The organism is Dehalococcoidia bacterium (assembly GCA_021295915.1).
Classification (GTDB): domain Bacteria; phylum Chloroflexota; class Dehalococcoidia; order Lucifugimonadales; family UBA1123; genus VXRN01.
In genome coordinates, this window is record JAGWBK010000017.1 from 41,290 (window position 1) to 64,728 (window position 23,439).

Genomic DNA, 23,439 nt, shown 5'->3' on the forward strand with positions numbered 1-23,439 from the left:
CGGCCCACACCCGAAATCTGGCACAACCGTGGCATTTGCTTGTCCCGCTTCCTGTACTAGTATGTCCCAGTATCGGGAATACTCCGCCATCTGAGCTCATGGGAATGGGATTTCAGAGCAACGTGTCTGTAAACATCAAGAGAGTCGCCGCCGCGATTGCCCTTGCTGCGGTCGTTCTGGCGGCCGTGGGTGCTTCGGCGGTTTATCTCACTTCCGGCTCTATCACCGATGAGGGGGAGTCGGCAGCTGGAGGCGTCGAGGCAGCCCCTGACTTGAAGCTGGCCGCCACCCAGGTCGAACTCGGCCATCTTCTCTTCTACGATGGACGCCTTTCAGGGGACGGGTCCACGTCCTGTGCAACGTGCCACGATCCAAACAACGCATACATGGACGGGGAGCCGCTTTCCGCTGGGTACAGCAGGGGCAACCCGTACTTCCGAAATACGCCGACACTCCTTAATGCCAGCAAGATGCCGTTCTATGACTGGGACGGCCGGTTCGCGCAGGGAGATCTTGCGACCGTCGTTCGCGATCACATTGCCGAGGCCCACTTCATGAGCCTGGACGGAAGGCTGCTGGTTGAGCGAATGCGCCAGGTGCCCGAATACGAAGAGAGCTTCAAGGGCGTCTTCGGTTCTGAGGTCTCGTACGGCAAGGTGTTGAACGCCGTGGCTGCTTACCTGCAGACGCTTGAGTCGTCTGACGACAATCCCTACCTTGCCTACAAGTCGGGTGACACCGACGCCCTGAGCACTCAGGCGAGGCGAGGCCTGGACCTCTTCGAGGGGAAGGCCGGCTGTGTTCAGTGTCACAGCGGCGACCTTCTCTCCGACGGCCAATTTCACAACCTTGGCGTCCCGGACAACTCCCTGATTTTCGAGGACCCCCAGCGCCACATCACGTTCAGGCGTTTCTTCCGAATGTTCGGTGTGAGCGAGTTCGTGACCATGCGTGACGACCCGGGACTCTATGCCCTGACTACCGACGAGGCCGACAGGGGAAAGTTCCGCACTCCGTCGCTGCTTGAGGTGGCGAGGACGGCTCCGTACATGCACGGTGGTGTATTTGAGTCGCTCAGCGAGGTCGTTGAGTTCTACAACGCAGGGGGAGGCACTTCGGATAACAAGGACGCCGCTCTGAGCCCGCTCGGCCTTACAGACGCGGAGGCTGCCGACCTCGTGTCGTTCCTCGAAAGCCTTTCAAGTCCGGCCGAGGTCGTGAACATCCCTGAGCTTCCCATGTACGAACTGCGGACACTGGGGGCGAACTGATGAACCCTCGGAGTATTGAATTCGCCCTGTTTGGCGGGTGGCTTGCCTTTATGGTCGTGGTGATCGTGTCAGTCTTCGTGTTCGCACTGGACCAGGAACCCGCTCCGACCCCGTACGTGCGGGCTACTCCGCCGCCGCCTGAACCGACGCCTACTGCGGGGCCTCGTATAGGGCCGTCGGCAGCCGACCTCAGGAGTCGTGGTCTCGGCATTCTGCCGCCGGTCACGATGCCTGACGACAACCCCATGACCTCAGAGAAAGCAGAGCTGGGGAAGATCCTGTTCTTCGATCGCCGGCTGTCGGGCGATGGGTTTGTCGCCTGCTCCACCTGCCATCTGCCGAATGCCGGCTGGGGTGACGGCAACGCGCTGTCGCTCGGCTATCCGGGCACGCTCCACTGGCGAAACTCACAGACCATCATCAACACAGGCTACCAGGCAAAGCTGTTCTGGGGCGGTGAGAAGACGAGCCTCGAGGCGCAGGCCAAGTCTGCCTGGACGGGCAACATCGCGGGTAACCTGGACCCGATCATGGCGGAAGAGACCCTGAGGCAGATTCCGGACTACGTACAGAGATTCCAGGAAGTTTTCGGGACCGAGTCGCCCAAGTTCGATGATGCGTTACGCGCACTCGCAGCCTTCGAAGCTACGGTCAACTCCAGAAACGTCCCCTTCGACAACTACCTGAGGGGCAACCAGGAGGCGATGTCAGACGCCGCACTGCGTGGAGCGGAGCTGTTCGTTGGAAAGGCCCGCTGCATCGTGTGCCACGGAGGCACGTTGCTCACCGATCAGAGCTATCACAACACCGGCGTTCCCCAGAATCCCGCGTTCGAGTCTGATCCACTGCGCCAGATAACGCTTCGTTTCCAGCACCGGGCGAGGGGAGTCACTGAGGAAGTGTACCGGAGCGCAGACAGAGACCTCGGTCTCTACTACACGACCAAGCAGGACAGCGACAGGGGGAAGTTCAGGACCCCGCCGCTGCGTGAGGTGGGGCAGACAGGCCCCTACATGCACAACGGCGTGTTCGAGACTCTGACAGAGGTCGTGGATTTCTATAACGACGGCGGAGGCCAGAACCCGAACCTGGACCCGCTGGTACGGCCACTGGGCCTGACCTCGGACGAAATTGCAGACGTGGTGGCATTCCTCCACAGCGTCACAGGGGACCCGATCATCATTCAGCCTCCTGACATGCCCGAGTACGCGGTAATGGGCCCGTGACGGAGCGAGAAGAGGGCGCTATGGACCAATCCATGAAGACCAGGGTTACTCCGGAGAAACTTCCGAACGCGCTGGAATACTGCGTTACCCGTCGCCAGTTTCTGTTCATGGGAGCTGCGGCTGTAGGTACTGTCACCCTTGCTACGGTCGTCCCAGGGCAGCTGTTCTCGGCGCAGGTAGCAGCGTACGACGGAATGATGGTCGGCAGACTCAGCGAGCTGCGGGTCGGCGAGGTTGTCCAGTTCAGGTACCCGTGGGACCACGGAAACTGCGACAGCTATCTCATCAAGCTGGGCACTCCTGCCGGAGGAGGCATCGCCTTCAACACCATCTGTCCTCACATGGGGATCTCCCTCCTTGGAAGCTTCAAGTCGGAACACCAGGTCATGGGCCCGTGCCCATCTCACCTCAGCACCTACGATCTGACCCGCCACGGAATGATAATTTCCGGTCATGCCTCACAGGGACTACCCCAGATAGTGCTGGAGGCCCGGGGTGATGAAATCTATGCCACTGGCGTTATGGCCCTGATCTACGGCTTTGGCAACAACGAGGTCCAGCCGGTCTAGCCGGCCCCCGGAGAGAGGTCAAGGAATGGCAGACGTTACAGACCAGTACGTGCCGATGGACAGCGTTCCGCTGCCGCCACCGGATGCCAACATGGTGACCACGGCCTGCGACTACTGCATCGTGGGCTGCGGCTATCGAGTGTATACATGGCCGGAGGGTACTGAAGGAGGGCCAAGGGCGACGGAGAACGCGTTTGGCATAGACCTGCCGGCCAATGCCTTCCAGGGATGGGTGAGTCCGAACCAGCACAACATCGTCAGCGTAAACGGCCAGCCCCATCACGTTGTGGTACAGCCCGATCCGCACGCAGACGTCGTCAATCGCAAGGGCAATCACAGCATTCGGGGCGGGACACTGGCGCTGAAGGCATACAACCCCGATACGCCGACGCGGGACAGGCTCAAGACGCCGCTCATGAGGGTAAACGGAGAGCTTACTCCGATTTCCTGGGACGACGCTTTTGAAATCATGACCCGTGTGTCCAAGTACGTCATCGCCAACCACGGCGAGGCGGCCTGGGGCATGAAGACCTACTCCTACGAGTACTTTGAGAACACCTACGCCATATCCAAGCTCGCCTTCCGGTCGATAGTCACACCTGCCTACTCGCCGCATGACAAGCCAGGACCGGGCAACGACACCGCTGGCCTCGACGACAGCGGGGTCATCCCGTTCAGCGCGTCGTTCGAGGACTGGTCTGAGGCCGACGTCATCTTCATCAGCGGCACAGACCCGTTCGAGACCAAGACGGTGCTGTTCACCGAGTGGATGATGACGGGCAACCTGGACAAGCATCTGATCTTCACGCTTCCCCGCAAGACTGCCGGGGTAGCCTGGGCAGAGACGAAGGGCGGCGTCTGGCTGCCTGTGATCCCAGGCTCCGACACGGTGCTGCACCTTGCACTCGCCCGAATCATTCTCGAGAACGGCTGGGAGGATACCGAGTTCATCGAGAAGTGGATAGCGAACAACTGGGAGATCGACGCCGGCATGGGGCGCGGCACGCGCAACACGCCCTGGCAATGGCGGACGACATGGGGACAGCTTGGCACCGACTTCGATGGGTATCGTGACTGGCTGTTCGAACAGCCTCATGCTGAGCTGGGCAGGGCCGCCGAGATAACCGGAGTGCCGGCCGAGCTCATCCAGCAGGCTGCCGAGATGATCGCAAAGCCGGTCGATGGCGTCAGGCCAAGGACGTCGTTCGGGTTCGAAAAAGGCAACTACTGGTCGAACAACTATCTCAACACGGCCTCGTACGCCGCGCTTGGGCTTCTCTGCGGAGCGGGGAACCGGCCGGGCCGGATGATCTCCCGACTCGGAGGACACCAGCGGGGATGGATGGGCGCTGCCTCATATCCGCGCAGCGATTCACCGAACAGGCTCCCCGGACGCAGGCGGCAGGCGATAGACCTCGACAGGTGGGTTGAGAGCGGCAACCTGCGATTCGCATGGGTCATTGGGACCACCTGGACGCAGGCAATGGCAGCGTCCAATGCGTTCGCCGACAGGTTCATCGAACTAACCCGCGAAAACCCGCACCAGATAACTAGTTCAGATGTCGACGAGGCATCTGAGGCGTTGATCCGGCGCGCCGACAGCGGTGGAATGGTCGTAGTAGACCAGGACATATACCTAAGGAGTCCGATCGGCGACGTGATTGCCGACATCATCCTGCCGGCTGCGACATGGGGCGAGGAGAACTTCTCGCGTTGCAATGGAGAGCGCAGGCTGCGACTGTACTCCAAGTTCTACGACCCGCCGGGCGATTCGATGCCCGACTGGAAGATAATTGCCGGATTCGCCCAAAAGATGGGCTTCCAGGGGTACGACTGGCGGGACTCGAACGACATTTTCGAAGAGGCCGCCCGCTTCAGCCGGAACGGCATGTTGAACTACCATCCTCTGGTGGTCAAGGCGAAGCAGGAGGGTAAGTCAGGCCACGAAAAGCTCCGGGAGCTTGGGACCACTGGCCTGCAGACGCCTATCAGGATGGTCAACAACGAACTGGTGGGGACGCAGAGACTCCACGACTCTACGCTGCAGCTCGGACCTCCTGAGGGAGTGACGGTCCATCCCAAGTGGCTGACGCACTTCCATTCGCATTCGGGCAAGGCTGTGCTGAACAAGTCGCCCTGGGAGTGGTTCAGCGACTTCTACGAGCGCATAACACCGACGGGTGACGAGCTGTGGGTCACTAACGGGCGGATCAACGAGCTGTGGCAGTCTGCATTCGACGACGTGCGTAAGCCATACATCCATGCGCGATGGCCGGAGCACTTCGTCGAGATGCACCCCGACGATGCGGCAGCAAGAGGAGTCGAGAGCGGCGACGAAGTCAGGATCGCCTCTGGCGACATCTTGGTACAGACGGGCGGCTTCGCTTTCGTGAGTGGCGACGACTTCCTGTTCAAGAACCTGGATGCCAATGGGCACATCAAGCGCGGGAGCGGTGAGATGACCGCGGTCGCCATCGTGACAGACGCTGTGCGCCCTGGGGTCGTGTTCGCCAACTTCCTGCATCCCCGGTGGCCGGGCGCTGCGGCAAACAGCCTGGTGCATCGAGTACCGGACCCGATCACGAACAGGTACAGGTTCAAGCTGGGCAAGGGAATCGTTACCAGGCTTGGGGAGTCGCCCTACAAGAACTCGTTCACCCAGATGACGTTCAAGTCACGCGTGATAGTCTAGCGGCGGGCTGCTCGGCAATCCAGAGGTGTGTGAGTGTTATCTGGTGGATTGGGCAAATAACCTTTTCACCCTCACCCCCGGATCAAGTCCGGGGCAGGCTCCAACCCTCTCCCCCAGGAGAGGGGGTAATGCAAAGCTCTCGCTGCGCCGGGACGACGATTGGCGAAGTGCCTACATCTGTCAGCTAGTCTCGACCTCAGGTTCGGCTGGAGCGGCTGCATTTGCTGTTTCTGTCTCGTCGGTGATCTCAGCGCTACTTCCTGCCGAGTGCGCTCCACTCCACTCGCTGTAGAAGTACGCGAATATGTCACGCGCTATCGCGACCATTGGCACACCGATGAGCACCCCCCACAGGCCGAAGATGTCGCTTGCCACGACGAGTGTCGTCATTATGACGATGGGATGGAGCCTCAGAGCCCTGCCCTGGATCCTTGGGGAGATGATATTGCTCTCGATGAACTGGACAACCAGGTAAACGAGCACCACCCAGATTAGCTTGCCCGGGTCGGTTGCCAGTACGACGAGAATCCCCGGAATGGCCCCAATAATCGCTCCGATAATGGGAATGAGGCCCAGCACTCCGGCGATAAGTCCGAGGGTTATTGCGAAGTCCACGTCCAGTAGGAACAGCCCGAGGAAGACGCCTCCGCCGACAATGGAGGCGCTTATGAGCTGTGCCCTGACATACGAGCCAATGACCCCGTGTGCCAGCCCGAGCACGTTTCTCGTGTGGGTGGCAACTCTGTCGGGAAGAGCAGAGTACATGCCATTTGAGAGGTCCTCTTTGTCCTTCAGCATGTAGAACAGCAGGAACGGCACAATTACAAGCCCGAGCACGATTGAGATTGTGCTGGTGACCCGGGCGATCGTCTTGTTGAGAATGCCCAGCGCAGCGCCGCCCACCACGCCGCCCGCCGACCTCAGCCACTCCTCCACCTGGGCCTGTACATCCTCCGGTACCTGCCGATTGAACTCTTCAGACCACTGCTCGAACGTGGCCTTTGCGCTCTCGAAGAGGCGCGGGGCATTCTCTATGAAGTGCCGGACCTCTTCGACTATCGGCTGGAAGGTGATGTAGATGAAGAAAGCTAAGAGCGCGAAGAAGACCAGGTAGACGACTGCAATGGCGGAGAGCCTTGCAGCTGTGGGAAAGCGCCGGTAGCCGGGCAGGTGAGTCTCTATGAAGGAGACGATGGGGAACAGCAGCTCTGCCAGGATGAGGCTGATTATCAGCGGTAGAATCGACCCGAGCGCCGTATAGAGCAGTGCGGCCACGCCCACAATGGCGATGGTTACGAGTCCTGGAAGCCTCCACCGCTCCCACAGGGAGGGTGCGGGGTTCGCGACGCCGGTTGGGGATATGCTGTGGTCTGGTTCTGTCAAAGGCTTTCCAATCGCTATCTTGATTCCGACCGGTTCACAAGTGTAAGTATTCGAGGTTTTCACCCTCACCCCAACCCTCTCCCTCAGGGAGAGGGGGTCTGTTGGTGGTACTCATGCCTATCTGTGTACCCCTGTAAGTCCAACAAGGGAGAGGGGGCCGTTAGCTGGGGTTTATCCTTGGCTGTTCAAGCATACCTACCTCTCTAGGATTCGACCGTTAGGACAATAGCACCCTCGGGCAGGTCTCTCAACATGGGGGCGCGGGCTTGTTATCTGCACACGGCGCCAATAATCTAGCAGGCGCTCAGCTTCATATGGGGGATGGACCAGTGTCATACGAGACTTACTCAGGTGTCCGGACGATGGGTGTCAGCTCGGAGGGCATCAGCTTCGTGAAGAACATCATGGCGCCCACCCGGGACGGTACGAGGCTCGCGATGGACATTCACGTGCCGGCAGGAGATGGGCCATGGCCCGTGATCCTCACGTACATCCCGTATCGCAAGGACGACCAGGAACCAATGACGGGGATGCAGCATCACTGGGCGCAGCATGGATATGTCGGCGCTCGTGTAGACTGCCGCGGCACCGGCTCCAGCGAAGGCTCGAACGACGACGAGTACCGTCCGGTCGAACAGCGCGACGGCTACGACGTGGTCGAGTGGATCGCAGAGCAGGAGTGGTGCGACGGCAAGGTCGCCATGACGGGTGGCTCCTATGGTGGGTTCACCAGCGTGCAGGTCGCTGCGCTCGCGCCTCCTCACCTCGTGACGATCATCCCATGGAACTTCACCGATGACAGGTACACGGACGACTGCCACTATCGCGGCGGCGCGTGGCGATGCTACTACGACATTGGTGCGTACGGCTGCTCCATGGTGGGCATGAACGCGATGCCGCCCTATCCCGAGTACAGCGGCGAACGCTGGGCCGAGGTCTGGGAGGAGCATCTCGAGCAGAACAGACCCTACCTGCTGAACTGGCTTGCCAACCAGACGGACGGTGAGTACTGGCGGGCAGGGAGCATTCGGGACCGGTACCACGAAATCGAGGCGTCGGCGCTGCTCATCGGAGGCTGGCGCGACGGCTACTGCAATGCTCCGCTCAGGACGTCACAGCACATGACGTCTCCGACCAGGGTGGTCGTCGGCCCGTGGAATCACTCCGGTCCTGACTGCGAGACTCCAGGGCCGTCCCTGTCTCGCGAGCACCTCACGGTGCGCTGGTGCGACCACTGGCTCAAGGGGATAGACAACGGCATCATGGACGAGCCGGACATCAACGTGTACGTCCAGACGTTCGATGTGCCGGACGCGTATCGAACTCACACGTCAGGGTATTGGAGGACGGAGAATTCTTTCCCTGTTCCTGGTTCATGGACTCAGCGTCTCAGGCTTGGCAGCGATCTCGCGACGGACGAGCCGAGCCGAAACTGTGACGAGTACGAGTACAGGCCGTCGGTGGGTATCGCGGGAGGGCTGTGGAGCGCGGGAGTCCCATTCGGTCTGCCAAGCGACCAGCGCGTCGACGAAATCTACTCAGTGAACTACACGTCTGAGCCTCTCGACGAGCCACTGGAGATCATCGGCATGGGCAAGGCCGTGATCAATGTCAGCACCACTGCGCCTGTCATGGCATTCGTGGCGCGGCTTTCAGACGTCGCCCCCGATGGCACAAGCGCGCAGGTGTCGATCGGAGTGCTGAATGGGACGCGTCGCAACTCGCTCGCAGGTCCGGAGCCGATGGAGCCTGGCGAAGTCTACGAGCTTCACGTGGACTTGGACGCAACGGCGTGGAGGTTCGAGCGAGGGCACAGGATCCGGCTCTCGATAAGCAGCGCGGACTTTCCGAACCTGTGGCCGACGCCGTACAAGGGAACTAACCGCGTGTACCGGGACGGCGGACGCGAGTCGTACCTTGAGCTGCCGGTCGTGCCGAGCCGGGACGCTCCGGTTGGAGAGCTTCCTCCTGACGAGATGGAGTATGAGCCCTCCGCCTCACCTCGCAAATACCCGGAGTCGTCTCCACAGGTGGTCCCTTGGGAGATTGCGCAAGACATGCTGAGGGACCGCACAGGGCTCAGGCTGCACACGGTGAACGAGGATAGGGCCAGCGCGGACATGAACGTCAGGACGGAAGCGAAGCTCGAGGTGTGGGCGAACAACCGCGACCCCGCAGACACCACGGCTATAGGTCAACACCTCAGGACGATCACCCGCACGGACGGCGTGATCAACGTCGACACGTCGGCGAACGTGCGAAGCACCGAGGACGCCATCCACGTCTCGATAGACCTGGACGTCCGTATAAACGGGCTGCCGCATCACCAGCGACGCTGGGTGGAGTCGTTCAGGCGGGAGTTGCTCTGAAGACGGCCTCGCTGTCTTAGACCGCGGTGAATCCCCCGTCGACCACCAGTTCTGCGCCGGTTATGTAGGACGCTTCGTCGGAGGCCAGGAACAGCACGGCGTGTCCGACCTCTTCGGTGCGGCCCAGGCGGCGCATCGGCACCACATCGACCATGTTGCTCCTCATGCCCGGGTCCCGCTCTGCGCTGGACGAGCGCATCGGCGGCATCGCGCCGGGATGCACGGAGTTCACCCTGATCCCGTCCTGGGCGTACTGCACCGCCGCGGACTTCGTGACGATCCGTACTGCACCCTTGGACGCGTTGTATCCCATGTGGATGACGTTCTGGCCCACGATGCCGCTGATGGACGATATGTTCACGATGGAACCGCCGCCCACCTTCTGCATCTCGGGTATCACGCTCTTCATGCCGAGGAACACGCCCTTGGCGTTGATATTCATGAAGTTGTCCCAGCCCTCGACGCTCATCGAGTCGGGATGATGCGTGCCGCTGATGCCGGCGTTGTTCACGAGGACATCCACCTTGCCGTAGCGTGCAACCGTGGCTTCGACGGCGTCTGCCCAGTTGGACTCGCTGGTGACGTCGAGCTTCATGAAGACGGCATCGCCGCCTGACTCGGCGATCTCAGCTTCGACCTGCCGACCCTCTTCTTCCATGACGTCGGCGATGACGACCTTCGCGCCCTCGCGGACGAAGATCCGGCACTCCTCGGCGCCCATTCCGTTTGCGCCGCCCGTGATGATTGCAACCTTACCTTCGAGCCTCATGGTTCACCTCAGGGAATCTAATGTCATCTGCTGTATGGATTAAACGACTGCCGTGCAGGACTGCGCCGATTCTAACACCGCAGAACTCAGGCAACACTAGTACAATCCGACTGGAGATAGCCCCTATTGGGTAAGCATGGAGCGATTGGAGGTGTGGAATGGCGACCATAAACTCGGTGCTTGGGCCACTGGATACGGCGGACCTGGGGTTCACCCTGCCCCATGAGCACCTGATCGACTCGTCGGCGGGCATACGGGAGACATACCCCGAGCTCGAATTCCGGGACCAGGCGTTGGACATGGCTCTGGAGTCGTTCAACGAGGCCAAGAGTGGCGGAGTCGACACTGTCGTAGAGGTCTCTCCGCTCGACCTGGGTCGGGACGTGGTTCTCATGAAGGAGGTCTCGGAGAAAACGGGGGTACAGTTCATCTGCTGCACCGGCTGCTGGCTGGACATTCCGCGCAGCTTCTGGGGACGAGACAAGGACTTCATCGCGGACCTCTGGGTGCGTGAAGTCGAGGTGGGGATCGACGGCACTGACATCAAGGCCGGCATCATCAAGGTGGCCACCAGCGACCCGATCACCGAGAACGAAGAGCTTATGCTGCGGGCCTCGGCCAGGACGCACCTGCGCACCGGCATCCCTATCACCACCCACACGCCGGCCGACTCAACGATAGGCCTGGAGCAGGTGCGAATCCTGACAGAGGAGGGCGTCGAGCCTCAGGACGTCTATATAGGGCATCTCAGCAACACCCTCGACCCGGACTATCACCGCGAACTGGCCATGCTCGGAGTGTGGCTCGGCTGGGACATCAACAACCCCTTCGGTCGACCGGAGCTGCCCACATGGCAGGGGAGGACCGACTACCTGAAGGAGCGGCTGGACGAGGGCCTTGATGCCAACATGATGCTGTCGCATGACTGGAACATCGTGCTGTCCCGCATCGGCTCGTCCGGTATGCCCGGCAAGGAGGGGAACCCAGACGGCTACCTCTGGATCAGCCGCGCGATAATTCCGAGGCTGATGGAGTCCGGGATCGAGCAGTCGGTCATCGACCGGATGATGATCGAGAATCCCAGAAGATACTTCGAGGAGGTGATTGCCAGCCTTACTTGGGCAGGCTGCAGACGTCGAGGGCGGTGAGGGCGAGGACCTTTGCGACCTGCTCCATGTCGCTGATGCGGCTGTACTCGTCCGGGATGGTCTCGGACTCGGAGCCGCCTCCGGGACCGTACAGCAGGCACGGGACTCCGGCGCGCCACAGGTGACAGGTGTCGTCGCCGGTGTATGAGCCGGGCAGCACTGTGCCGACTCCGTCGGGCTCGCGTCCGGTTACTGTGCGGTACTGTCGCAGGACGCAGTCGAGGATGTACTCGTCCTTCGGTTCCATGACGACCGTGAACACGCGGTACCTCGGGTCGGGCGGCATCTCGATCTCGTATTCGAAGTCGGGGTCGTCGGCCTTGATGCGGTCGAGGGCGCGTTCGATGTCGGCCTTGACCGACGCCGAGGTCATGCCGGGCAGGAAGCGGACGTCGACGATCACGGTGCAGAAGTCGGAGACGAAGTTGGGGCCGCGCATGTCGTAGTCGCGTCCGCGTCCGCCGATAATTCCGCCGACGTTTATCCTCGGCAGACCGGGGAGGTCTTCGCGGGGTGTGTAGGTGAACTCCACGCCATCGATGGCGGGCACGGCCTTGCACATCTTGGCGATGGCGTCGACGGCCTCTTCCTTGCGGCTGATGTGCCGGGAGTTACCTAGGACGTGGATTGCCATCTCAACCACGCCAGCGTGGACGGTGAGGATGTTGTCTGCGCCGAACGGCTCGGGCACCACGGCCATGTCGGTTAGCGGGCCGTTCTGGCAGAGGTAGGTCGTGCCCACTCCTCCCTGAAGCTCGCCAACGACGCAGGCGAGTACGAGGTCGCCCTGGAGAGATACGCCGGACTTGCGTATGGCTTCGGCTGCGGTCACGAGAGACGAAACGCCGGCCTTCATGTTGCGAATGCCTCCGCCGTAGATGAGGTCGCCCTCGATGCTGGGCGTCCACGGGTCTCGCTTCCAGCCCATGGCGAGCGGGTCGATGTCGATGTGGCCGTTGAGCATGAAGGACTTGCCGCCGCCGGTGCCCCTGAGGATTGCGACGGTTTGGAAGCGGCCGGGCTCGACCTCCTGCAGCTGGACCTCGTAGCCGCGCTCCCCCAGGTAGTCTCCGAGGAAGCGAGCGACGTCGCTCTCCTCCGTCTTGAAGCTGGGGATCCTGATGAGGTCCTGGGCGAGGTTGAGCATCTCTTCGCGGTCGACGCTGTCGAGGATCTGTTGGATTGCTTCTGTGGTCATGCTGTCACCTCTGATCGTTCGATCTCTGGGCTTGCTGGTGGGCGAACTTTTCACCCTCACCCCCGGATCAAGTCCGGGGCAGGCTCTCAGGGAGAGGGGGCCGGTGGGCTGGTACTGATGCTTGTCTGTATACCTATACGATCCCTGTAAGCCCCTAGAGAGGGGCCTGCAATCCTGTAGGCATCCTTCGACAAGCTCAGGACGAACGGGTATCGGGCTCTACTTGCCGAGTCCTACGTGCCAGTAGCGTTTGCCTTCGGTGCGTCTGACGGTCCCGAAGCCCGGAAGGGGGAAGTGGCAGGATATGACGGGCGTTTCCCGGGCTTCCACGTCGTCTAGCACCTTTCTTCGGGTCTCGGTGGAGAGCGGCCAGTCGTAGTCGAAGTGGCAGTTCCAGTCATCCTCGGTCACTTGTGCTGGATGCACGAACACGTCCCCCTGTATCAGGGCTTCTTCGCCCTGGGATGAGACGAGAACGCTCATGTGTCCCGGCGTATGGCCGGGGGTGTGCACAGCCCTCAGCTCAGAGGTCAGATCGGTGTCCTCGGTGAGCGTGTCGAAGAGGCCGAGATCGACGATTGACTCCACGCACCTGTCCATGAATTGAACGCTCGATGCCGCCTGAATGTCCGGCCTGCGGAAGTGGTCGAGGTCGGCCTGGTGTGCCACGTACCGGGCGTTGGGAAAGGCGGGGAGCAGCTTGCCGTCGCGCTCTATGACGTTCCAGCCAACGTGATCGGAGTGAAGGTGGGAGATGAAGACGGTGTCGACCTCCCTGGGGCTGACGCCCTTGGCGGTGAGGTCATCCATCAGCTCTCCCATGCGTCCTCCGATGGACTCGATGGGGCCCTCGCCGTATCCGGTGTCGATCAGGATGGTCCGGCCCTGAGAGCGCACCAAGTAACAGCCGATCTCAATAAGCATGTGGTCGCCGTCGAAGGTATCGGGATAGCGCTCCTTGTAGGGCGTCCATGCCTCGGCGGGCACTGTCGAGAACAGCTCAGGGAGTGGCATGGGGAACGGAAAGTTCATATCTGAAAGGGCGACGATCTCAACGCCGCCCACGTGCAGGGTGAAGTCTGACATAGGCCCCTCCAACGTGGCTTAGGGGTATCCTACCTCAAGTCAGCCGCTATCGCCCGCCACGCTGTCTGACACGTCTCCCATGACGTCTTCGAAGCTCCTGGTGATGTCCACGGCCTCGAAGAAGACCAGTCTGTAGCCGTCCGGGTCATGGACGACGATGTCGCGGGTGTTCCAGGGCCGGTTTACGGGGCCTTCGGCTATTTCCACACCGTTGCTGACGAGATTTGCGGCCATCTCGTCCACGGAGGTCGTGTCGACCAGGAGCGAGAAGGCGACGCCGATGCCCTTAGGCTGTGCTGCGTCGGACGGAGATGTGTCGGGGACCAGGAGCAGGTCTGCGTACTTCCGCCAGCGTACGTGGGCCATCGCGAGTCCGCCGCCGGGCATGGGCAGGCTGTACGCGGAGACGAATCCCACCCTGTTGGTGTACCAGTCAAGGGACGCGGCCACGTCTGTCACGGACAGCGTCGGGAAGAGGGGGATGGGGTAGATCTCGATTTCTGGTTGGTCCATCATCGCTCTACGCTCCAACTGCCACTAAAGCTCGGAATACTCGATTGGGCTTACATGATCCGGGAAAACTGAGTCCAGATAGGTATTTTACCCCTTGGTATAGCGGCGGGCGTGGTCAATTTCCTTGTGGCGATGTACATGTCAGGGTCTGACCCGTGGACCTTCCTCATCATCAGCAACGTCCTCCTGAATATCGGGGCTCTCAGCCTCTTCGTCATAGGAATAGGGATGTACCAGTCGCGGAGAGGGCTTGCCGAGCAGGGTTAATCAGACAGGATGCTATCCCAGATTAGTAGGCGGACAGCAAGGGCAACCGTCTTTCGACAGGCTCAGGGCGAACGGATGCGGGCAAGATGCCCGCGCTCCAGATTGGGTGCCTACTAATCTGATACAGGTCAATCAGCCAGTTACCTGCTGACTGATTAGCGGGAGCACAGGCGGAGGGCAGGGCCTCAGAGCGGGCTTCGCCCTCCGCCTGTGCTATTGGCAGGACTGTTAGCGACTACTGCGCCTGCTCGTGGCGTTGATAGATGGCCTCTATCTCCAGATCGAGCTCATCTCCCCAGCGCTGAACCATAGAGCGCAGCTTCATGTTCTGGTACGCGCCCCAGAACGTCAGCACCGGCGGTACCACCAGGATGGAGACGATAAGCGAGTAGAAGATCGTGATCGCCGCCGTGATGCCGAACTGCTGTAGCGCAGCCAGCGGCGAGAGGATCATCACTTCGATCCCCAGCGCAGTGGTCAGCGCCGACCCCAGTAGGGCTGAGCCAGTGGTCGCCAGGGTCCGCACTGCTGCTGTTTCAGGGTCACGTATAAGGGAGTACTCCTCACGGTACCGGTGTATTACGTGGATCGTGTAGTCGACCCCGATTCCTATCGAGAGCGCTGTAATGATCGACGTGACGATGGTGTAGGGGATGCCCAGGAGAGCCATAGTGCCCAGCACTGAGATGAGGACCAGCACGGTTGGACCCACTGCTATGAGCGCAAGAGCAGGCTGGCGTACGGTCAGCCAGAAGAAGATCGCGAGTACGCCGATGGCCACTGCGACGGTGGTGCCGATCGATTCCGTCTGCCGGTCTCTGATTGCGTCAGTGACCGCGAACGAAATGATGCTGTCCGACGTTGCCGTGATGGTGTCGTCTTCGCCGAACCAGAGGTTTTCGATGTCCTGCTGCAGCTCCTTTGTAGCCGCGGGATCGCCGGTATAGGCAGGGAACTGGATCAGTATCGCGTCAGTGCCTTCGGGATTGTTTGCCAAGAGGTGCGCTGAGAGGGGGTCCAGCGTCTCGAGCCTGTCCAGGATCTGCTGCATCAACTCCCGATTGAGATGCACGTCTGCAGATGCCTGTTTGAAGAGTGACGCCATCTCGGCGTCGTACTTGTCACCTGGTTGACCGCTGTCGTGGGTCCAGTCGCGTATGAGCAGCTCGTAGGAAGCAAGAATCGGACCCGCCGCAGCGCCCGGACGCGTTGCGTCGCTCTCGAAGGCGGACTCGAGATCCTGGACATTCAGAAGGGTACGAGTCTCAGTGGCCTCACCCGTGACGAGGACACTGGTCATTTCCGTAGACCCGCCGACGGCTGTATCGAGCGTGTTCAGGTCCTCCAGCACACTCCCACCCCCGGGGCAGGAGGTCGCGGATGCTGTACTCGGACTTGAGGCCGGTTGCCGCGAAACCTAGCGCGACCGTCACGGCGGTCACGACGATTATGTAGGGAGCGGGCCTTCGCGTGACGGCCCTCCCCAGAAACTCCGCCGTCTTCTCGATACCGGGCAGTGCGGTCGAAATTGGGCGTGCCGGCGGCAGAGTGCCGCGAGACTCCCGACGCCGGTCGATGATCGTCCGGGCGGCTGGGAGCAGCGTCAGCATCACGATGAGGCTCAGTCCTATGCCAAGTCCGGAGATGATGCCGAAGTCGCCCACCATCCCAATCGGTGAGAAGAGGCTTGCAAGCAGGCTCGCGATCGTCGTCATTGCGGCCAGGACGAGCGGTATTGTGACGTTTTGCAGTCCAACCCGAACTGCTGCGACGACAGGGAGGCCGGCAACTCGCTGCTCGCGGTAGTGGGACACGGCCTGGATCGCGTAGTCAACCGTGAGTCCGATGATGATGATCGGCACCATCGACGTTAGCGAATTGGGAGGGCCGGTGATCCCCAGCCCCCCTGGTCCCATCCAGCCCTCGGCGCCGATGATCCAGATGATCGAAATGAAGAGTCCGGCCAGCGTCAGCAGCAGGTCCGATATCGTGCGCATGAAGAGCAGGATCAGCGCCGTGATCAGCAGGAACGCCAGTCCAATTAGCGGCATCATGCCTGTCTCGGTGAACTCCTTGTACTCGTCCTCGATCACCACGAAAGAGACGCTGCTTGCGCGGAGTGGGCCTTCACTGGCGGTCGCGAGCTCGTCGATCCTTCGCTCGGCATCTTCGACTCTCGAGTCGCCGGTGTTTATCAGGCTGACACCAGCGATGGCGACAGGAGTGCCGTCCGAATCGGTTCCGGTCATAAGGTTGATCGCATCGCCAATTCCCGGCGCACCGCGGACGGAGTCGATCTGTGACTACGAGACCGAATCGAAGCTGTCCACCTGGAGCATGGCGCCGATCATCAACGTGGGTGAGAAGACGGGATCTGTTGGAGCCAGTATTCCCCCCACCGCCGGATCCATCACGATGCTATCGATCAGAGTATCCATCTGCGAGAGACCGTCGGGCGTGAGCGCTTCTCCCCGAAAGAGGAGCGTTGACACCCTTACTTCTCCTGACTCCCCGAAGCGTTCTTCGATCTCCGCAATCTCTTCGGTGATTGGACTACCGTCGGGAAGGGCCGCCGCCGCATCCGGTGGAGGCTCACGCAGCGCTGCTCCTGCTGCCAGTGCAACTGTCAACAATAGGAGAACGAGAAGTGTGACCCATGGGCGAACCGTGACAAGCCTGCTAAACCAACTAAGTGCATTGTCCAAGACAGACTCTCCTCTTATGCAGTGATGGTGGCGAGTCGGCTGCTTATCACCGTACGCTCGGCAACATTACTTTATCTAACACAGCTTCATATAATAACTAGGGTAAATGTAGCTGCGCAATGAGATTATCGCCTTAGTCGATCTCAAATTGTCAGCCGATGATATCCCAGTGGACGGCCTCCAATTCTATTCCGAGCTGCGGGCGTCTGCCGATTGACGGCCTTCTTTCCGGTGCGTACCATCCCAGCAGCAGTCGAAGGCGCCATGTCAGTGTCCAATCCAGGAGGCAGGGAGTGAAGTACGACTACATCGTCATCGGAGCAGGTTCGGCGGGCGCGATCCTCGCCACGAGACTTTCTGAAGATCCCAACACCTCGGTGCTGCTCCTTGAAGCGGGCCCGGACTACCCGGACATCGATAGCCTACCTGAGGAGGTCAAGTACGGCTACATGTCGACCAAGAGCGTCTGGGACAGCGACCACAACTGGCAATACATGGCCAGGGGTACAGAAGTGGCCGACATCGAAATCCCTAGGGGCAAGGTGACCGGCGGGTCCAGCGCCATCAACGGGCAGATATTTCTCCGTGGCATCCCGGAGGACTACGACGCCTGGGCAGAGTGGGGGAACGACGAGTGGAGCTTCCAGAAGCTGGTGCCGTACTTCAACAAGGTGGAGACTGACACCACTTACCAGGACGACCCCGGGGACTTCCACGGCTCCAGCGGACCCATCATCTGCCACAGGTTCCCGCAGGAGGAGTGGCGCGAGGGGAACAGGGCATGGTTCGAGGCCTGGCGGGACAACGGGCACCCATACTGTGAAGACCACAACGCTCCCGGCACCGCCGGAGTGGGGCCAACGCCCCTCAACAACCCCAACGGCATCCGCTGGTCCACGTCAATAGGGTACCTGGGACTCTCACGTCACCGGCTCAACCTGACCATCAGGGCCAACGTGATGGTCAAGAAGATACTCTTCGACACCACAGGAGAACGCCCAAGGGCGACGGGCGTAGAGGCCGTTTCCGACGATGAGACTTTTGTCGTGGAGGCCGATGAGGTCATCCTCAGTGCGGGCGCCATCGGGTCTCCCCAGATACTGATGCTCTCCGGCGTCGGCCCGAGTGACCACCTGAGTGAGCACGGAATCCAGACCGTCGTCGACTCGCCGGGCGTCGGACAGAACCTGGCCGACCATCCGCTCATCAGTATATTGTGGGCGACGAAGCCGGAGGTGGAACTGCAACGCTTCGTGCCCAACGGCCAGTTGGTGGTCAGGTACACGGCCGAAGGCTCTTCACTGAAGACCGATATGATCGTCTATCTGTCCGCGGCTGGGGGCAGGAGCAGGCGCATGGGCGGCGAGCACGGCGACCTAGTAGGACTGGGCGCAGGACTTGGTCTGAACCTGGCCCTGTCCAAGGGTGAGCTACGGTTGCGCTCCAATGATTACAGGGACTATCCCTATCTCGACTACAACCTGCTGGACCACGAGGAGGACCTGCGCAGGTACCGGGAGGGCGTTCGCCTCATCGTCAGCCTGGAGGACCATCCCTCGATGTCTGCCATGATCGACGAGAGGGTGTACCCGGAGGACTCGGACCTGGAGTCGGACGAGGCGCTGAACCTGTGGATAAAGAGAAACGTGGGCACCGGGCATCACATCTCCTGTACCGCCAAGATGGGGCCAAGCTCAGACCCGATGGCCGTGGTGGACCAGTACGGCAGCGTCTATGGTGCGGATGGACTGCGGGTCGTGGACGCCTCTATCATGCCGGAGTGTGTGCGGGCCAACATCAACGTCACCGTCCTGATGATAGGCGAGCGCGTCGCAGACTTCATCAAGCAGTGGAAGTAAGGAGCGAGGTCCTCCCAAAGTGACAGGGGTATGTATTCGTACCTTTCACCCTCACCCCAACCCTCTCCCTGAGGGAGAGGGGGTCTGTCGGCTGGCATTCATGCTTGTCTGCGCACTCTTACCTACACTTCTCAGCCCTGAGTAGAGGGGTCTGTCGGTTGACATTCATGCTTGTCCGCACACTTTCACATACCGCCGGCAGCCCGGTACAGAATTCACAGGCCGCCTGAGTTGCGCCCGTCTGTAGCTACGCTCTAGCTGTTTCGTCCGTAGGCGTCGGCGGCGCGCAGCACGGTTGCGTCATCCCCCATACGTCCCACCAGCATCATACCTATGGGCAGGCTATCGGATACTCCGCACGGCACCGAGATGGCCGGATGGCCGGTTACGTCGAATGGGCAGGTGTTTGGAATCATTTCCAGAGCTCGGTCAGTGTACTCCTGCCTGCTGCAATCGGCGGGCGGGATAACCGTCGCCTTCATCGGCAGGGTAGGCATCACCAGCAGGTCGTACTCGCTGAGCGCCTGGTCATAGGCGGCGGTCAACATTCTGGCCAGGTTCTGAGCCTTGGAGTAGTAGCGGCCATGATACCTGTCCTGCATGTACTGTCCCATCAAGACCACCAGCTTGGTGGTCTCCGACAGATCGTCGGCCCTGCTCTGCCATCCGTGAGCGTAGATGTCCTGTAATCCGGTGGTGTAGTGGCCCTTCCAGTTGGTGCCCATGCTGTTTCCGGCCACCATCAGCATCGTAGCTCCCTCCACCGCGATGGCCCTCCAGAGGTGAATCCCATCCAGGTGCCAGGGTATGGAGACCGTTTCCACCTGCGCCCCCATGCTCTCGAACGAGCGGGCCGCGTTTTCCACCGCCTCGTCCACGTCCGCTTCAGACTCATCCAAGCCAAACCCTTCCTGCACGATGCCCAATCGGAGACCAGTCACGTCCCCTGTCAGCGCCTGTGTATAAGCTTGTCCGGGAAGTCCGGCCTTCTGCCTCGGGTCCAGCCCATCGGGTCCGGCGATTGCTTCCAGCAGCAGTGCAACGTCGGCGGCAGTCCGTGCCATTGGCCCCGTGTGGTCCAGGGTTAGCTCAATTGGAAAGACTCCGGTGTAGGGGACCAGCCCGTAGGTTGGTTTGAGTCCGTAGATGCCGCACCATCTGGCCGGTATCCTGATCGACCCGCCCTGGTCGCCACCGATGGCCATGTCCACCTCTCCCGCTGCAACCAATGCCGCGCTGCCGCTGGAGGAGCCTCCGGCAGTGCGCGAGTGGTCGTGAGGGTTGTGGACCGGACCGGTGTCAGACGTATGGCTGCCGCCGGAGAAGCACAAGCTCTCGCAGACCGCCTTGCCCTTGATGGAGCCGCCGGCATCGAGAATCCGGGTGACTATGGTGGCGTCTACGTCTGGGACGTAGCCTTCAAGAACGCTGGTGCCGTTCATCATGGGAACGCCTGCCACGCAGACGTTGTCCTTGATGGCCACCGTCTTGCCGGAGAGAGTTCCTCCCTGAGGGCCTGTTATGTCGCAGCGCCAGTACCAGGCTCCCAATGGGTTGTCTTCCGGCTGGGGTCGTGCCCCTGGCGATCTCGGGTATTTGACCGGCAAGCTGGGCGCGGTAAGCTGGTCCAATCGGGCGTACGAGTCGAGGATGGGTTGGCTCAACTCAATGTAGGACTCGATGTCGGCGAGCGACGGGTCCAGGTTGTATTCCTCCGCTATTCGGGAAAACTCTTCGACAGTAGGGCGTCGTGCCGCCATGATGATTACCTCCGGTATATGTCTGAATGCCACCGCCAAACGCCGTGCGGCGAGGGTCGATTTCAATCAGAAAAGGTCTGAACAAGGCGCGGTACGGAACGCTGGGTCGGTAATGTGCGCTAGTCAGTGATGTAGGTGTGTGTGATGACCTCCCACACGTGACCATTCTCACAGTCGAAGTAGAACCCGCGTCCCTGGTTCTCGTGGTTGATCTTGCCGTCCGTCCGCGAACGTGGCCCACTCCCGAAGGCGATCCCCTCGTCCTTGACGCGCTGCAGCACCGCATCGAACTCCTCGTCCGAGGCCAGAAAGGCGTAGTGGTTGGAGCGTGGGTCGTCCGAGTCATCGAAGTCGAGCGTCAATGTATCGTTGACCTTGACGGGCGCGAAGTGTCCCCAGGTACCCTCGTACTTCAGTCCGAAGATGCGGGCGATGAACTCCGCAGACTTCACCTTGTCGTAGGCGGGTACGATTGTGTGATCGAGCTGCAGTGGCATGGTAGACCTCCCTGGGTATGCTCCTTCGGCGTTGGGCCTTAGCACCTGAATGTGTGATAAGTTGCACTCTAACAGCCAGCCTGCGTTTTAGGTATCGAGTTAGCTTTGCAGCTCGCACATGGAGGACAATTGCCATGCCGTTCTATGAAAGAGGGTCAACCAGCATCTACTACGAAGAGGTCGGCTCCGGGTTTCCGCTGATGATCATTTCAGGCGGCGGGCTCAACTCCAGCATCGCATCACTGAGTTCGGCGGTGCCGTTCAATCCCATGGAGACCTACAAGGACGACTTCCACTGCATCGCTGCAGACCTGCGCAATGCTGACGGGGGACAGTCCAGCGGCCCGCTGGAGATCGACCGCCCCTGGGACGCCTACTCCGAGGACCAGTTAGGGCTGATGGACCATCTCGGCATCGACAAGTTCCTGGTCATGGGTTTCTGCATCGGCGGGCCGATGATCCACAACCTGCTCAGGCTTGCTCCTGACCGCGTCGTGGCAGCGGCGCTGATGCAGCCCAGCGGATTCAACCCTGACGCGCCGAACATCTTCTACGAGAACAACACATCGCGATGGGCACCGCCTCTTCGCGAAAGGCGGCCTGAAGTCACAGAGGGAATGGTCCACGACTTCCTGACCAGCATGTACACCAGCCGCGCCGACTTCGTCTTCACTGTTTCGCGCGACTTCGTGCGTGCGCTGCAGACACCGCTCCTGATTGCGCCTGACAACGTGCCTGCGCACCCGTATGAGTGCGCGATGGAGGTCGCCGACCTTGCGCCGAACTCCGAGGTCACTATTTTCCCCTGGAAGAACACGCAGGAGAACATCGACAACGTTGTAGACCACGCCCGGCGCTTCCTGAAGGCTCACCAGCCGGTAGCCGCGAAAGCCTAGTGGAATAGAGGGTATTGGGAACGGGCGGCCCTTCGACAAGCTCAGAGCCTGCCCCGTACTTGATACGGGGGCGAACGAGAGATTGACGGCGAGACGAAAACGAAGGGGTCCTGCCCTTATCAGTTAACCGGCAACTCCCGGCCGGTGTCTGACGCCTGCTTGAGGGTGTCTATGAAGCGATGCAGATCAACTGCTGTGTCGAACGTCGGCGCACGGTTGTGTCCGGTCCGTATCGCCTCTGCGAACAGGGTGTATAGCTGTCCGACGTTGAAGGGGTCGCCTTGAGGGAAGTCGGACGGCACATAGACGAAACGGTCAGGTATCTCCAGGTCCTGCAGTTCATTGCTTCCCCGTGCGCCCTGTACACGTAGCATCTCGCCACGCTGCGATGAGACGCTCCCAGTGGTGATCAGGGTGCCTTCGCGTCCGTAGATCTCCATCCGAAAGCCGGTGCCGGCCCAGGGGATAGCTCCGACGTGGACCGACACTGCCGCGCCGCTCTCCAACTGTCCGCTGACTCGCACGTTGTCCGGCGACGTGACATCCACGAACTGCTGTGTGTCGGTCTCGTACCATTGCCCGGCCTGAGTGCTGACCATGCACGCCACACGGGCGAAGTCGCCGGCTACGAAGCGCAGGGCGTCGATGACGTGTCCATTTGCGATTGTCAGGGTGTTCGCGCCCTGGGTTACATCTCGCTGCCATGTGTCGCTGGAAGGGCGTTCCAGTGCGCCAGCGCGCATGGTGGTCACGTGACAGGAGATCACCTCTCCCACATATCCGGTTTCAAGTAGATCTTTGACAAACAGCAGAGCGGGACTGACTCGAGACTGCAGGCCCACTGCGGTCTGCACACCCTTTTCTCTGGCCAGGTTCGCAAGTTCCACGGCTTCGGCGGTGTTCTGTCCCAGAGGCCACTCGGTGAGGACGTGCTTGCCGGCTTCTATGGCGGCCTTCGTTGGTCCGTAGTGCGATGGCACGCGAACGACCACAGCCACAGCGTCGACTTCAGGCGATGCTGCCATCTCTTGGAAGTCGTGGAAGGCGAGCTTCGCTCCGAAGGCCTGACGAGCTTCTTCTGCGCTCTCGGGGCGGGTAGTGCAGACTGCGGTCATCTCAACATCCGGACTGGACAGCAGCGCAGGGAAATGCGATTGAGATGCCCAGGTCGCGTTTACGTTCGCACCCACGAACCCCAGGCGGATCTTGTTTGCCATGACTAGAGCTCCTT

19 protein-coding genes are annotated in these 23,439 nt (G+C 60.8%); 8 read left to right on the forward strand and 11 right to left on the reverse strand.

The genetic code is table 11. From position 1 onward, the window contains the following. Nucleotides 1-104: 104 nt before the first annotated feature. Genes J4G14_06850 through J4G14_06865 form a run of 4 tightly spaced genes read left to right on the forward strand, consistent with a single transcriptional unit; the run spans nt 105 to nt 5,758 of the window. Nucleotides 105-1,271, forward strand: coding sequence for a c-type cytochrome (locus J4G14_06850; GenBank protein MCE2457519.1), 1,167 nt, complete (start codon nt 105-107; stop codon nt 1,269-1,271). Next, on the forward strand, nt 1,271-2,497 hold the full coding sequence (locus J4G14_06855) for a c-type cytochrome (GenBank protein MCE2457520.1): 1,227 nt from the start codon (nt 1,271-1,273) through the stop codon (nt 2,495-2,497). The genes J4G14_06850 and J4G14_06855 overlap by 1 nt, the downstream gene beginning before the upstream one ends. A gap of 20 nt (nt 2,498-2,517) precedes the next feature. Continuing rightward, nucleotides 2,518-3,066 (forward strand): Rieske 2Fe-2S domain-containing protein, encoded by a 549-nt coding sequence (locus tag J4G14_06860; protein MCE2457521.1) that lies wholly within the window; start codon nt 2,518-2,520, stop codon nt 3,064-3,066. Between the two features lie 25 nt (nt 3,067-3,091). Beyond that, the gene (locus J4G14_06865) at nt 3,092-5,758 is read left to right on the forward strand and encodes an arsenate reductase (azurin) large subunit (GenBank protein ID MCE2457522.1); all 2,667 of its coding nucleotides are present in this window, start codon (nt 3,092-3,094) and stop codon (nt 5,756-5,758) included. 180 nt (nt 5,759-5,938) lie between these two features. Here the strand turns inward: J4G14_06865 and J4G14_06870 are convergent, their stop codons facing one another. After that, nucleotides 5,939-7,141: an AI-2E family transporter gene (locus J4G14_06870; protein ID MCE2457523.1), complete on the reverse strand. Its 1,203-nt coding sequence runs from the start codon at nt 7,139-7,141 to the stop codon at nt 5,939-5,941. Between the two features lie 329 nt (nt 7,142-7,470). Between J4G14_06870 and J4G14_06875 the strand changes: the two genes are divergently transcribed. Next, nucleotides 7,471-9,510, forward strand: a complete 2,040-nt coding sequence (locus tag J4G14_06875; GenBank protein ID MCE2457524.1) for a CocE/NonD family hydrolase — start codon at nt 7,471-7,473, stop codon at nt 9,508-9,510. A 16-nt stretch (nt 9,511-9,526) separates the two neighbouring features. Here J4G14_06875 and J4G14_06880 read toward each other — a convergent pair whose 3' ends face one another. Then, nucleotides 9,527-10,279: a glucose 1-dehydrogenase gene (locus J4G14_06880; GenBank protein ID MCE2457525.1), complete on the reverse strand. Its 753-nt coding sequence runs from the start codon at nt 10,277-10,279 to the stop codon at nt 9,527-9,529. Nucleotides 10,280-10,437: 158 nt separating this feature from the next. On the opposite strand from J4G14_06880, the gene J4G14_06885 reads away from it, so the two are divergent. Beyond that, entirely contained in the window at nt 10,438-11,427 is a 990-nt protein-coding gene (locus tag J4G14_06885) for a hypothetical protein (GenBank protein MCE2457526.1), read from the forward strand. Here J4G14_06885 and J4G14_06890 read toward each other — a convergent pair. The 6 genes from J4G14_06890 to J4G14_06915 form a co-directional block, all read right to left on the reverse strand. After that, entirely contained in the window at nt 11,393-12,625 is a 1,233-nt protein-coding gene (locus tag J4G14_06890) for a M20/M25/M40 family metallo-hydrolase (GenBank protein ID MCE2457527.1), read from the reverse strand. The genes J4G14_06885 and J4G14_06890 overlap by 35 nt on opposite strands. Nucleotides 12,626-12,844: 219 nt before the next feature. Beyond that, on the reverse strand, nt 12,845-13,711 hold the full coding sequence (locus J4G14_06895; protein ID MCE2457528.1) for an MBL fold metallo-hydrolase: 867 nt from the start codon (nt 13,709-13,711) through the stop codon (nt 12,845-12,847). Between the two features lie 39 nt (nt 13,712-13,750). Next, nucleotides 13,751-14,224 (reverse strand): VOC family protein, encoded by a 474-nt coding sequence (locus J4G14_06900; protein ID MCE2457529.1) that lies wholly within the window; start codon nt 14,222-14,224, stop codon nt 13,751-13,753. 502 nt (nt 14,225-14,726) lie between these two features. After that, nucleotides 14,727-15,842: an MMPL family transporter gene (locus tag J4G14_06905; protein ID MCE2457530.1), complete on the reverse strand. Its 1,116-nt coding sequence runs from the start codon at nt 15,840-15,842 to the stop codon at nt 14,727-14,729. Next, a complete protein-coding gene (locus J4G14_06910; GenBank protein MCE2457531.1) occupies nt 15,766-16,740 on the reverse strand; it encodes an MMPL family transporter in 975 nt (324 codons plus the stop codon). Before J4G14_06910 ends, J4G14_06905 begins: the two co-directional genes overlap by 77 nt. A gap of 54 nt (nt 16,741-16,794) precedes the next feature. Then, complete coding sequence (locus J4G14_06915) at nt 16,795-17,196, reverse strand: hypothetical protein (GenBank protein ID MCE2457532.1); 402 nt, start codon at nt 17,194-17,196, stop codon at nt 16,795-16,797. 293 nt (nt 17,197-17,489) lie between these two features. On the opposite strand from J4G14_06915, the gene J4G14_06920 reads away from it, so the two are divergent. Continuing rightward, nucleotides 17,490-19,055 (forward strand): GMC family oxidoreductase N-terminal domain-containing protein, encoded by a 1,566-nt coding sequence (locus J4G14_06920; protein ID MCE2457533.1) that lies wholly within the window; start codon nt 17,490-17,492, stop codon nt 19,053-19,055. 254 nt (nt 19,056-19,309) lie between these two features. On the opposite strand, the gene J4G14_06925 is transcribed toward J4G14_06920, so the two are convergent. Further along, on the reverse strand, nt 19,310-20,815 hold the full coding sequence (locus J4G14_06925) for an amidase (protein ID MCE2457534.1): 1,506 nt from the start codon (nt 20,813-20,815) through the stop codon (nt 19,310-19,312). 119 nt (nt 20,816-20,934) lie between these two features. Then, nucleotides 20,935-21,312, reverse strand: a complete 378-nt coding sequence (locus J4G14_06930) for a VOC family protein (GenBank protein MCE2457535.1) — start codon at nt 21,310-21,312, stop codon at nt 20,935-20,937. A 134-nt stretch (nt 21,313-21,446) separates the two neighbouring features. Between J4G14_06930 and J4G14_06935 the strand changes: the two genes are divergently transcribed. After that, a complete protein-coding gene (locus tag J4G14_06935) occupies nt 21,447-22,208 on the forward strand; it encodes an alpha/beta fold hydrolase (protein MCE2457536.1) in 762 nt (253 codons plus the stop codon). 119 nt (nt 22,209-22,327) lie between these two features. Here J4G14_06935 and J4G14_06940 read toward each other — a convergent pair whose 3' ends face one another. After that, the gene (locus J4G14_06940; GenBank protein ID MCE2457537.1) at nt 22,328-23,425 is read right to left on the reverse strand and encodes a Gfo/Idh/MocA family oxidoreductase; all 1,098 of its coding nucleotides are present in this window, start codon (nt 23,423-23,425) and stop codon (nt 22,328-22,330) included. Nucleotides 23,426-23,439: the final 14 nt, after the last annotated feature.

What these genes read in the sequence shown, in the direction of transcription:
- J4G14_06850 (MCE2457519.1), top strand. Translation starts at nt 105, where the DNA reads ATGGGATTTCAGAGCAACGTGTCTGTAAACATCAAGAGAGTCGCCGCC.
- J4G14_06860 (MCE2457521.1), top strand. Translation starts at nt 2,518, where the DNA reads ATGGACCAATCCATGAAGACCAGGGTTACTCCGGAGAAACTTCCGAAC.
- J4G14_06865 (MCE2457522.1), top strand. Translation starts at nt 3,092, where the DNA reads ATGGCAGACGTTACAGACCAGTACGTGCCGATGGACAGCGTTCCGCTG.
- J4G14_06940 (MCE2457537.1), bottom strand. Translation starts at nt 23,425, where the DNA reads ATGGCAAACAAGATCCGCCTGGGGTTCGTGGGTGCGAACGTAAACGCG.
- J4G14_06855 (MCE2457520.1), top strand. Translation starts at nt 1,271, where the DNA reads ATGAACCCTCGGAGTATTGAATTCGCCCTGTTTGGCGGGTGGCTTGCC.
- J4G14_06900 (MCE2457529.1), bottom strand. Translation starts at nt 14,224, where the DNA reads ATGGACCAACCAGAAATCGAGATCTACCCCATCCCCCTCTTCCCGACG.
- J4G14_06930 (MCE2457535.1), bottom strand. Translation starts at nt 21,312, where the DNA reads ATGCCACTGCAGCTCGATCACACAATCGTACCCGCCTACGACAAGGTG.
- J4G14_06925 (MCE2457534.1), bottom strand. Translation starts at nt 20,815, where the DNA reads ATGGCGGCACGACGCCCTACTGTCGAAGAGTTTTCCCGAATAGCGGAG.
- J4G14_06935 (MCE2457536.1), top strand. Translation starts at nt 21,447, where the DNA reads ATGCCGTTCTATGAAAGAGGGTCAACCAGCATCTACTACGAAGAGGTC.
- J4G14_06895 (MCE2457528.1), bottom strand. Translation starts at nt 13,711, where the DNA reads ATGTCAGACTTCACCCTGCACGTGGGCGGCGTTGAGATCGTCGCCCTT.
- J4G14_06910 (MCE2457531.1), bottom strand. Translation starts at nt 16,740, where the DNA reads ATGACCGGAACCGATTCGGACGGCACTCCTGTCGCCATCGCTGGTGTC.
- J4G14_06885 (MCE2457526.1), top strand. Translation starts at nt 10,438, where the DNA reads ATGGCGACCATAAACTCGGTGCTTGGGCCACTGGATACGGCGGACCTG.
- J4G14_06880 (MCE2457525.1), bottom strand. Translation starts at nt 10,279, where the DNA reads ATGAGGCTCGAAGGTAAGGTTGCAATCATCACGGGCGGCGCAAACGGA.
- J4G14_06890 (MCE2457527.1), bottom strand. Translation starts at nt 12,625, where the DNA reads ATGACCACAGAAGCAATCCAACAGATCCTCGACAGCGTCGACCGCGAA.